The 10,004-nt window shown below is 69.7% G+C and carries 8 protein-coding genes; all 8 read right to left on the bottom strand.

Annotation, left to right across the window (positions count from 1 at the left end):
• Positions 1–285 precede the first annotated feature (285 nt).
• On the bottom strand, positions 286–1,221 hold the full coding sequence (locus U9983_RS23975) for a LysR family transcriptional regulator (RefSeq protein ID WP_322756182.1): 936 nt from the start codon (positions 1,219–1,221) through the stop codon (positions 286–288).
• Positions 1,222–1,396: 175 nt separating this feature from the next.
• The gene (locus U9983_RS23970) at positions 1,397–2,374 is read right to left on the bottom strand and encodes a cyclase family protein (RefSeq protein ID WP_322756181.1); all 978 of its coding nucleotides are present in this window, start codon (positions 2,372–2,374) and stop codon (positions 1,397–1,399) included.
• Entirely contained in the window at positions 2,371–3,540 is a 1,170-nt protein-coding gene (locus U9983_RS23965) for an alpha/beta hydrolase family protein (protein WP_322756180.1), read from the bottom strand. The genes U9983_RS23970 and U9983_RS23965 overlap by 4 nt, the downstream gene beginning before the upstream one ends.
• Before the next feature lie 33 nt (positions 3,541–3,573).
• Entirely contained in the window at positions 3,574–4,329 is a 756-nt protein-coding gene (locus U9983_RS23960; RefSeq protein ID WP_322756179.1) for an SDR family oxidoreductase, read from the bottom strand.
• On the bottom strand, positions 4,326–5,318 hold the full coding sequence (locus tag U9983_RS23955; RefSeq protein ID WP_322756178.1) for a fumarylacetoacetate hydrolase family protein: 993 nt from the start codon (positions 5,316–5,318) through the stop codon (positions 4,326–4,328). The genes U9983_RS23960 and U9983_RS23955 overlap by 4 nt, the downstream gene beginning before the upstream one ends.
• Positions 5,319–5,329: 11 nt before the next feature.
• Positions 5,330–6,301: a VOC family protein gene (locus U9983_RS23950; RefSeq protein ID WP_322756177.1), complete on the bottom strand. Its 972-nt coding sequence runs from the start codon at positions 6,299–6,301 to the stop codon at positions 5,330–5,332.
• Positions 6,302–6,348: 47 nt separating this feature from the next.
• Positions 6,349–7,476, bottom strand: coding sequence for an FAD-dependent monooxygenase (locus U9983_RS23945; protein ID WP_322756176.1), 1,128 nt, complete (start codon positions 7,474–7,476; stop codon positions 6,349–6,351).
• Positions 7,477–8,058: 582 nt separating this feature from the next.
• Positions 8,059–9,306, bottom strand: a complete 1,248-nt coding sequence (ltrA, locus tag U9983_RS23940; protein WP_322756175.1) for a group II intron reverse transcriptase/maturase — start codon at positions 9,304–9,306, stop codon at positions 8,059–8,061.
• Positions 9,307–10,004 lie beyond the last annotated feature (698 nt).

The raw sequence follows: 10,004 nt of genomic DNA, 5'->3' as shown, positions 1-10,004 counted from the left end.
GCCGAGGACCCCTCGATAGACGTCCGGGTGCGTCCCCCCGGAGGATGCGCCGCTGACGGCTGTCTGCGCGGCCGGTGAACTGGTCGACGAACTGGAGCAGCCAGCGACGAGCGCCACCACGGCGAGTAGGCCGAATCCTGACATAGCGAAGCGACGGCGTAAGTGGATCACGTGGCAAGTTCCTCCGATGAGACCACCGTCACAGATGCGGTGGGTAGCGTTCATGATGGAAGCCGCGCTACACCTCGTCCACGCCATACTGGGTATGGTCTGTATAAGCCTCGTTTATGTGCTCCTGGTCGCTGGCCCGGAGGTCATCAGGCGGGAGCCGGCGTCGGTGAGCAGGGCGCGCAGCCAGATGTGGGCGGGGTCCCGCTCGTACATCGGGTGCCACCAGAGGGCCTCGGCGATGGCCACGGCGTCGAACGGGCACTCGAGCGCGCGGACGTCGCCCGCGGCGGTGAGCTTGCGGGCGAGCCTGCGCTGGACCAGCCCGACCCGGTCCGTGCCCGCGATGGCGAACGGCAGCGCGAGGAAGGAGTCGATGACGACCTGGACCCGTGGTTCGACGCCGAGCAGCTGCAACTGTCGCCCGGCGGGCGTGAATGCCGTGGGTCCGTGGTAGGTGAACACCCAGGACAGCTCGGCGAGGAGCTCCATGGTCAGGCTGTCGCCCACGCGCGTGTTCGCCGTGGCGATCAGACAGACCCAGTCGTCGGTGTAGAGCTCGGTGTAGGGCAGGTTCGACAGGAAGCCGTGCGGCAGCACGATTCCGTCGACCGTGCGGATCCGCTCGACCGCGTGGTCGATGTCGGCGGTGGTGTGCCGCTCGAAGCGCAGCACGACGCCGGGAGCCCGCGTGAAGCTCAGGTCCTGCAGGGCCTCGCTGAGGACGGCGGCGGCGTAGTCCGAGCACAGCAGGGTGAACTCGCGCCGTTCGGCGGTCGGGTCGAAGGCGGGGGCCGCCTCGAAGACGCGCCGGGCCCCGAGCATGGCCAGGCTGGTCCGTTCCTTGAGCTGCACGGCCAGTGGCGTCAGCTCGTAGTGGTTGCCGGCCCGGCGCAACAGGTCGTCGCCGAAGTGCCGGCGCAGTTTCGCCAGCGCCAGGCTGACCGCGGGCTGGCTGACCTGCAGGCGCTGCGAGGCGCGGGTGACGCTGGCCTCCTGGAGCAGGACGTCCAGCGTGCGCAGGAGGTTCAGGTCGACGTTCGGCAACTCCACCAGCCCAGCCTGGCATAAGCGACGCTGATGCGCATGGCCTGACCACGTCCTGTCCTGATGACGCTCTGGGGGCTTCAGGGGATGCTCCTCCACGCCCTGCCGGTGCCCTCTGATGGTCAGCCGTCGTCGAGTCCGCCGCCAGTGGTCTGACTGGTCGAGAAGGCGCGGCCGGCGCTCACCGCACCGCTATCGGGTTGACGGGGGAGCCGACCGCGCCGGTGACCGGCAGCGGGCCGGCGGTGAGGAAGAAGTCGTAGACACCGTCGGTGGCGCAGGCGGCGGCGAGCGGGTCGAGGTCCCACATCTCTCCGATGAACAGGCCAACGTGGGGGATCACGATCTGGTGCAGCGGTTGGAAGGCGTGGTCGAACTCGTTGGGGCGGACCTCGAAGCCCCAGGTGTCGGTGGCGATGGCCGCGATCTCGGTGCGGTGCAGCCAGTCGGCGGTGGTGAACGACAGTCCGGGTGCGGGTCCGCCGGCGTAGTCGCCCCAGCCGTCGCGGCGGGCGCGGGTGAGCTGGCCGGTGCGCACGAGCAGGAGGTCGCCTCGGCCGACGGTCGCCGTGGCGCCCTGGCGTTCGATGGTCCGTTCGAGGTGTTCGGTAGTGATCGCGAATCCGTCGGGCAGTTCCCCGTCGGCGTCGAGCGCGCGTCCCACGTCGAGGAGCACGCCGCGGCCGGCGATGACGTCGGCGACGGTCTCGATGCCGGTGACGTGGTCGCCGAGGCTGGTGACGACCTTGTCGGCGCGCCGGCCGTTCCAGGCCATGCCGTGGTCGAAGATGTGCCCGAGGCCGTCCCACTGGGTGGAGCACTGCAGTGGCATGGCGATCACGTCGTCGGCGCCGCCGATGCCGTGAGGGAAGCCCTGGTTGCCGTGGACCGCGTCGACGCCGGTGTCGAGCATGGTGTGGACGGGGTTGGTGCGTCGCCGCCAGCCCTTCTGCGGCCCGTCCATGTCGAAGCGCTGCGCGAGCGAGAACGACTCGCCGGTGCGGACGAGAGCCGCGGCGGCGCGGCGCTTGTCCGCGTCGAGGTGGTTCATCGTGCCGCGCACGTCGTCCGGGCCCCACCGGCCCCAGTTGGAGACGCGCTTGGCCGTCGCGGCGATGGCGCTCTCCGGGTCGGTCCGGTCGAGGTCCTCCGGGCTCATCGGCTGTTCCCGTCCAGTTCGGTGAAGGTCTCCCCGATCCAGTCGGCGATGAACGTGCCGACGTGGGGAAGGTGGTCGAGCCCGATGTGTTCGGTCGCGCCCTCCTCGGGGGTGAAGATTCGCAGCTCGCGTTTCGGGCTGTTGACGGCCTGCTCGTAGGAGCGGTGCGCGTAGGCGACCGGGATCTGGCGGTCGTTCTCGCCGTGGGCGATCAGGAAGGGCACGGTGATGTGCTCGACGATGCCGTCGAGGTGGACGGCCTCGGCCTTCGTGATGAAGGTGTCCAGGTCGGTCTCGCCCCAGACCCACAGCACGTGGCCCCAGTAGTGCGGGACCGGGTTCTCGCCCTCCCGTTCGAGCCGGCGCTTCTGGACGGCTCCCCAGTTGTGGTTCGCACCCCAGGCGACGCACAGCGCGAGGCGCTTCTCGAAGGCGGCGGCGCGCGGCGCGTAGTAGCCGCCCAGCGACCAGCCGACCAGGCCGATCCGGTCGGCGCGGATGTCGTCGCGGGTCTCCAGGTAGTCGACGCAGGCCGCCGCCCAGTCCTCCGTGGTCACCCGCGCGGTGAGGCCGTGCAGCCTTAGTGCCTCGCCGCTGCCGGGGCAGTCGACCATCAGCGTCGAGACGCCGCGGGCTGCGAGCTCGACGGCGAAGCCGGCGGCGTACATGTGCTCCTTGGTCGAGTCCAGCCCGTTCCACATGACGACGACGGGAGGCCGGGGGCTGCTGGGTGTCGCCGCGCTGGTGAAGTACGCCGGCAGCGAGCTGTCCTCGAACGGCACCTCGACCCGGGTCGTCGCCGGGTCGACCAGCTCGATGCCCCTGGTCAGCAGGTCCATGCAGCGCTGGTAGACGGCCGCCCGGTCATGGCCTTTCGCGCTCTGCATCCGCTCGGCCTGGCTCAGGTAGTTCGCGGCGCGCAGGTACTTCTGGCCGGCGGTGCGCCGATGGCCGGCCTTCTCGGCGTCGGCGGCCTGCCCTTCGAGCTGGTCGGCGACGGCCGCCCACGCGGCCATCAGTTCGCGGGTGCCGACGTCGGAGCCCTGGGCGGCCAGCGCGCGCAGCGGCCGGCAGGCGCGGTCGACCTCGTCGATCAGGCCGCCGCTGTTGAGCGTCGCGACGACGCTCAGGTTCCAGACATAGTTGCCGGGGAAGTACTCGAACATCGTGACCTCTCGGGGATAGTGCCGACGCGGGGGTCAGGTCGAGCTGACCGGCGCCGGTGGAACGTAGGACGGCCGCAGCGCGTCGGAGACAGCCTTGGCGCCGCCGTGGGAACTCGCGCCGCCGTCAACCGGGATCTCGGCGCCGGTGACGAACGAGGCGCCGTCGCCGAGGAGGAACAGCACGACGGAGGCGACCTCGTCGGGAGTACCGGCGCGGCAAAGCGGTGTCTGCGTGACCGAGGCGTCGCGGAACACCGCGGTCGCGGTCGCGGTCATGGCCGTGTCGATGAAGCCGGGGTGGACGGTGTTCACGCGGATCCCGCGGCCGGCCAGCTCGAGCGCGGCGGCGGCACTCAGGCCGCGCACCGCCCACTTGCTCGTCGTGTAGGCGACCGGGTAGTGGCCCTGGAACGCGGCGAGCGACCCGATGTTGACGATCGAGGCGCCCGCGGACATCAGCGGGGTCAGCGCCTGGATCGCCAGGAGCGGGCCGAGCACGTTGACGGCCTGCGTCGTCAGGAACGCGTCCGGATCGACGTCGCCGAGGCGCGCCCGCCAGGTGACGCCCGCGCAGTTGACGAGCCCGTGGACCGGCTGGCCGTCGAGCTCGGCGACGAGCGCCGCCCACTGGGACGGGTCCCGGACGTCGAGCGTGCGCACGTCCGCCGAGGCCTCCCGGTCCAGCCGCAGCGCCGTGCCGCCGGCCGTCTCGACCTGGGCGGCGACCGCGGCGCCGATCCCGGAGGCCGCGCCGGTGACGACGACGGTGCGACCGGCGAGCGCGGTCATGATGCCGCGGCCTTGCGGGCCACCGCCGGGTCGCGCAGCCGGGCCGCGGGCAGCAGGGGGGCGGGCTCGGCGACGGCGACAACGTTGCTGACCGAGCCGATGCCGTCGACGGTGAGCGTCACGACGTCACCCGGCGCGAGCGGGGGCGGGTCCTGCGCGCCGCGGCGGCCCCACAGCTCGCCGAGGCAGCCGCCGTTGCCGACGGTGCCCGAACCGAGCACGTCGCCGATCTCCACCCGGCTGTCGCGGGACGCGTAGGCGATCATCGCCTCGAACGTCCAGCCCATGTTCGACAGCAGATCGCGCCCGATCTCGACGCCGTTGACGCTGACCGCGCACCACAGCCGAAGGAAGCCGTCCTCGTCGCGGCTGGGCTCCAGCTCGTCGGCGGTGACGATCCACGGGCCGAGCGTCGTGGCGAAGTCCTTGCCCTTCGCCGGGCCGAGGCCGACCTGCATCTCCCGGCCCTGCAGGTCACGCGCCGACCAGTCGTTCATGATCGTGTAACCGAAGACGTGGTCGCGGGCCTGCTCGACGGACAGCGAGCGCCCCGCCTTCCCGACGACGACCGCGACCTCGAGTTCGAGGTCGCGTGCCGCACAGGTCGCGGGGAAGGGCACCGGGTCGTGCGGGCCGAGGATCGCGTGCGGGTTGGTGAAGTAGAAGGTGGGCGCGTCATACCAGGCGTCGGGCACGCCGGCGGTGCCCTCGACGGCCTGGCGCACGCCCTGCACGTGCTCCTCGAAAGCGACGAAGTCACGCACGGACGTCGGGCGCAGCGGAGCCAACAGCCGGACGTCGGCCAGCGGATGACCGTGCGCGGCGAGCGCCTCGTCGGCGGACTGCCTGGCCGCGTCGATGCCGCGCCCGACGACGTCGCGCATGGTCAGCTCGAGTGGGAACGGGTGGACCTGTCCGTCCGAGACGACCCCGACCCTGGGCTGGTCCGCGTCGGCGCCGCTCTGTGTGGCGAAGGTGGCGAGTTTCATCGGGGCCTTCCTCAGACCGGTGGGGCGAGGAAGCTGCCGCGGTCCGGGTCGTTGAACGACCTGCTAGCGATCAGCTCGCTCATCGGCTCGGCCGTGCCCCACTGGTCGGTGACCATCGGCTGGGTGAAGTCGTAGAGGTGTGGGTGCCAGACGTCCTCGTCGAGGCGCTCGAGCTCGGTCGCGTACTCGACCGTGTTGCCGTGCGGGTCGAGGAAGTAGGTGAAGGTGTTGTTCCCGGCGGTGTGCCGGCCCGGTCCCCAGACCTTCTCCACGCCGGCGCGCATCAGCCGGCCGGTGCCGCGCAGGTACTCGTCGACGCCCCGCAGCTCGAAGGAGGCGTGGTGCAGCGCGACGTGCGGGCCGCGCGCGATCGCCAGGCTGTGGTGGAACGGGTTCGTGCGCAGGAACCACATCATCTTGCCCAGATGCGGGTGCATCAGGGTGTCCGACAGCGCGAACGCGAGGTGCTGACGGTAGAAGGCGACGGTCGCCTCGGGGTTCGGCGTGTTCACGACGACGTGGGAGAGTCGGACCGGGATCGACTCGCCCTCCTCGACGGCGCGGTGGCCGCGTACGTCGACCTCGGCGGAGACCTCGACGGTGCGGCCGTCGGGGTCGAAGAAGCGGAAGCCGTAGCCGCCACCGGGAGTCTTGAGCGCGTCGGGCTCGCTGACGAGGCGCACGCCCGCGCCGCCGAGCCGCTCGGCGAGCCGGTCCACGTCGGCGTGGCTCGCCGCCCCAAAGGCGATCAGGTCGATGCGCTTGTCGTCGGCCGCCCGCAGCCGGACGCAGTACTTCTCAGGTGACCCCGCCGCGGCGAGGAACGCGAGGCCGCCGTCGGTGGTCTCCACGCTCAGGCCCCAAGTCTCGGTGAAGAACGCGAGCTCGCGGTCGAAGTGGGGCACCGCGAGGTCGACGTGGCGCAGGTGGGTGATGAGCCGCTCGCTCGGCGAGGCGTCGATCTCGCCAGTAAGTTCGGTCATGGAAGCTCCTCGGGTCGCAAGTCAGAAGGCGGCAGGGCCGGCCGCGATCAGGCCGGCGCCGCCAGCAGGTGGGAGACTGAGGCAATCAGGCCCGGAACGTCGCCCTGCTCGTGGTCGAGCAGCCACTGGCCAAGCCGCAAGGAGCTGTCCACGACCGTCCGGGCGCGCTCGTAGCGGCGCTCGGTGAACGGCGCCCACACGTCGTCCAGCACGTCGCGTGCCAGCAGCAGCTCGGCGAGCACCGCGGCGTCCTCGAGCGCCTGCGCCGCCCCCTGCGCGAGGGTCGGCGGGCAGCTGTGGGCGGCGTCGCCGATGAGGACGACCCGGCCGCGGTGCCACGGCGCCGGCACGACGTGGCTCTCGAACCTCGCGTAGTTGACCCGGCTGGGATCGGTGAGCGACGCGCGGATCTCGTCCCAGGGACCGTGGTAGGCCGCGGCGAGCTCGCGCATCACCGCGAGCCCCTCGGACGGGGAGAGCGCCGAGCGGTCCTGGTAGTCCTCGACGATGTAGGCGTAGAGCGAGTCCTCACCGGTCGGGCAGTAGCCGGCGATGTAGGACGGTCCGCCGTAGAACAGGTCGGTGCGCGAGACCGACGCCGGGCGGGGCGCGAACACCCGCCAGATGCCCATCCCAGTGCCCTGGGGCTCCACCTCGATCCCGATCGCCCGCCGCGTCCACGACCGGATCCCGTCGGCGCCGACGACCAGGTCGTAGCGGCTCGTCGACCCGTCACTGAAGGTGACCTCGACGCCGTCGGACTCCTGGGCCAGACCGGAGCAGGTGACTGCCAGCCGGGACTTGGCCCCGGCGGCGGCGACACGGTCGGCGAGGATGCGGGCGAGCGTCGGGCGGTACATCCCGAGCGTGCATGGCAGCTCCGGACCGCCGGTGTAGTGGTCGTCTAACGCGACGATCAGCGTGCCGGCCGGATCCGGTGCCCGCAGGCCCAGCGTGTCGAACGCGTAGCCGTGCGCGCGGACCTCGTCCCACACGCCGAGCTGGCGCAGCACCCGCAGCGCGTTGCCCTGCAACGTGATCCCGGAACCGAGGGCGGTGACGTCGGGTTTCGCCTCCACGAGGTCGACCGAGACACCGCCCTCGGCCAGCAGGATCGCCGCGGCGGTGCCAGCGGTGCCGGCCCCCACGACGAGAACGGATCCGACGGCGGGCATGCGATCCTCCGAGAGCCGGTGGCCAGGTGACCCACATGACTCTTGCCGCCGCTGTTACATAAGGGAAGCAAGTTCTGGCTATGCTGTGTATCCGCTCTGCTTATGTGCGTAGCGGTTGGCCAGCCTGGCGGCCCGCTCCAGCGGGGTGGCGCGGGCTGCGGTCTCTCACTCGGCGGAGGAAGGGTTCGCCGAAGCTTCCCGGCCGCGGGTGCGCGCGGGCCGGCCGGCGCCCGGTACCCCAGGAGCCGGCGCCACGGTGGCCAGCCGGCGGCTGATGCCGCGCGCCGCCGCCTTCAGGGCGGGGACCTGGCTGAACGCGGACGTGTCGTTGGGCACGATGGCCGCGAGGGCCGCCAGGACCGGCGCCAGGCGTAGTAGTCGGACCGGGACACGGCCAGCTCGGTGCACATGAACGCGACGGGGAACTCGTCGGAGGCAGCCCAGTCCGCGATAGCAGCGAACGTCACTGCTTTCCGCTCGCGAAGGCGAGTGGCCGGGCGGGGTTTCACCGCCCGGCTCTCTCAGAACCGTGCGTGACGGTCTCCCGTCACACGGCTCCCACCATCCACGTTCCTACCCTGATCATGTGGGTAGGACACCGAACCGCCAGTGCGCGAACATTCCGGGAACACGGCGAGCCATGTCCAGCAAGAAATCCCAGGCACGTCGGGCGCTGTGCTTCAACGATTTGTATTTCCGGCGGGCCCATCTCATGAGATAGGTGTTGATCCCGCGCAGCGCGTCGTAGAGGGCGGATTTGTAGAAACGCCCGTAGTAGGCGATCCACCCGGTGACGCGGGAGTTGATGTGAGCAACAATCTCGGGGAATGTCAGGTCGCTGCGCCGGTGGATCCGCCAGGATCTGACGTTCCGCCGGATCCGGATGCTCGCGTCGCGGCTGACCGCCGGTGAGAAGCTCACGAAGAAGCCTCCCGCCGCCGTTTTCGCCAGCCTTGGTCGGAACGTGTAGCCCAGAAACGTGAACTGTTCGACCTCGCCCGACAATCGCCGGTTGGCGTCCTTGCAGTACACGATCCTGGTCTTCTCCGGGTGCAGTTCCAAGCCGACCTCGGCCAATCGGACACCGATCGCGTCCCGGACCCCGAGTGCCTGGGTCCGGCTACGACAGTGGACCACCACGTCATCGCAGTACCGTTCGAACGTGACCGCCGGGTAGGTCCGGGCCATCCACGCATCGAACGCGTAGTGCATGAACAGGTTGGCGAGCAAGGGTGAGATCGCTGACCCCTGTGGGCTTCCTCGGTGTCTCACGGTGAGCGTCCCATCCAGGGACTGCAGCGGCGCGGTCAGCCATCGCCGCACATACAACAGCACCCAGGTCAGGTTCGTGTGATGCTCCACGGCCTTCATCAACAAGCCGTGGTCGAGGGTGTCGAAGAAGGCCCGGATATCCAGGTCGATCACCCAGTCCGACCGCCAGCACCGGCGGCGAGTCACCGCCAACGCGTCCAGCGCCGAACGTCCCGGCCGATAGCCGTACGAATCATCGTGGAAGATCGGTTCGACCGCCGGCTCCAACACCATCGTCACCACCGTCTGCGCGATCCGGTCCGCAACCGTCGGCACCCCCAACACACGGGTACCACCAGCGCGTTTCGGTATCTGCACCGACCTCACCGGCGGCGGGAAATAACTGCCCGAACTCATCCGATTCCACAACCGATACAGGTTGTTCTTCAGATCCTGCTCGAACTGGGCAATGGACTGCCCATCAACTCCCGCCGCGCCCTTGTTCGCCGCGACTTTCCGATACGCCTCCCACACCACCTGCTTGGAAATAGCAAACTGTTTCGACGTTGTTCCGCTCACCGGGTCCTCCCACCGTGTGGTTGTCCATCGAGCGGAACACAGATGGCCCGTCCCCTTCGCTCCACCACCATTACAGCGGCTTCATCACTACTACGGGACGGTCCGCCCCTGTGCTCCGGATCGGTACTCTGCCCCTCACGGTTTCCGCCGCTTGGGGTCCTCCCAACAGCCCAACCAGCACACGGTCGGGCACCCGGAACGACAGGTTCTCCTGTTCCATGCAAGAGCCTGGATCGCGCTCGCGCCCTCTTCATGCCGGACACCGCTGGGCCAGTAGACAGGTTTCCGCCCAACTCATCCCGGGACCACCTACCACTCCCGGTTTTGATGTCACCTTAAGCATTTCGACACGTCCACAAGGGTTCGGTTTCACTCGCCTTCACGATCCACACCTGACGCGCTCGAAGCACGCCTTTTCCGTGACGCTCACCACCCCGGCTCTTGACCGGCGCAGCTCACGGCGGTTTGTAGCCATCTCCTGCAAGACGGCTACGGAGGGCCTACCTCCATCTCTCACACAGCACCGGCCATACCGCCGACGGACCCACCCGCCGACAACATCACCGTTCAGGACACACCCAGGTCGCTACTTTTTTGCGAACTCCACCTGCATCCGTAGTTCAGCGATTGTGGCCGTCGCATTTTTGGCTTCGCCGCGTGGCCGGACCAGTTCGGCTCGTTCGGACTCGGTGAGCTTC

The organism is Protofrankia sp. Cas3 (genome assembly GCF_963555955.1).
Classification (GTDB): domain Bacteria; phylum Actinomycetota; class Actinomycetes; order Frankiales; family Frankiaceae; genus Protofrankia.
Note: the sequence above shows the minus strand (reverse complement) of the source record. Positions and strands in the feature narration are given on the sequence as shown.

Excerpts from the sequence above, each read along its gene's own strand:
- U9983_RS23950 (WP_322756177.1), bottom strand. The coding sequence starts at position 6,301 with ATGACCGAACTTACTGGCGAGATCGACGCCTCGCCGAGCGAGCGGCTC.
- U9983_RS23965 (WP_322756180.1), bottom strand. The coding sequence starts at position 3,540 with ATGTTCGAGTACTTCCCCGGCAACTATGTCTGGAACCTGAGCGTCGTC.
- U9983_RS23960 (WP_322756179.1), bottom strand. The coding sequence starts at position 4,329 with ATGACCGCGCTCGCCGGTCGCACCGTCGTCGTCACCGGCGCGGCCTCC.
- U9983_RS23970 (WP_322756181.1), bottom strand. The coding sequence starts at position 2,374 with ATGAGCCCGGAGGACCTCGACCGGACCGACCCGGAGAGCGCCATCGCC.
- U9983_RS23955 (WP_322756178.1), bottom strand. The coding sequence starts at position 5,318 with ATGAAACTCGCCACCTTCGCCACACAGAGCGGCGCCGACGCGGACCAG.
- U9983_RS23945 (WP_322756176.1), bottom strand. The coding sequence starts at position 7,476 with ATGCCCGCCGTCGGATCCGTTCTCGTCGTGGGGGCCGGCACCGCTGGC.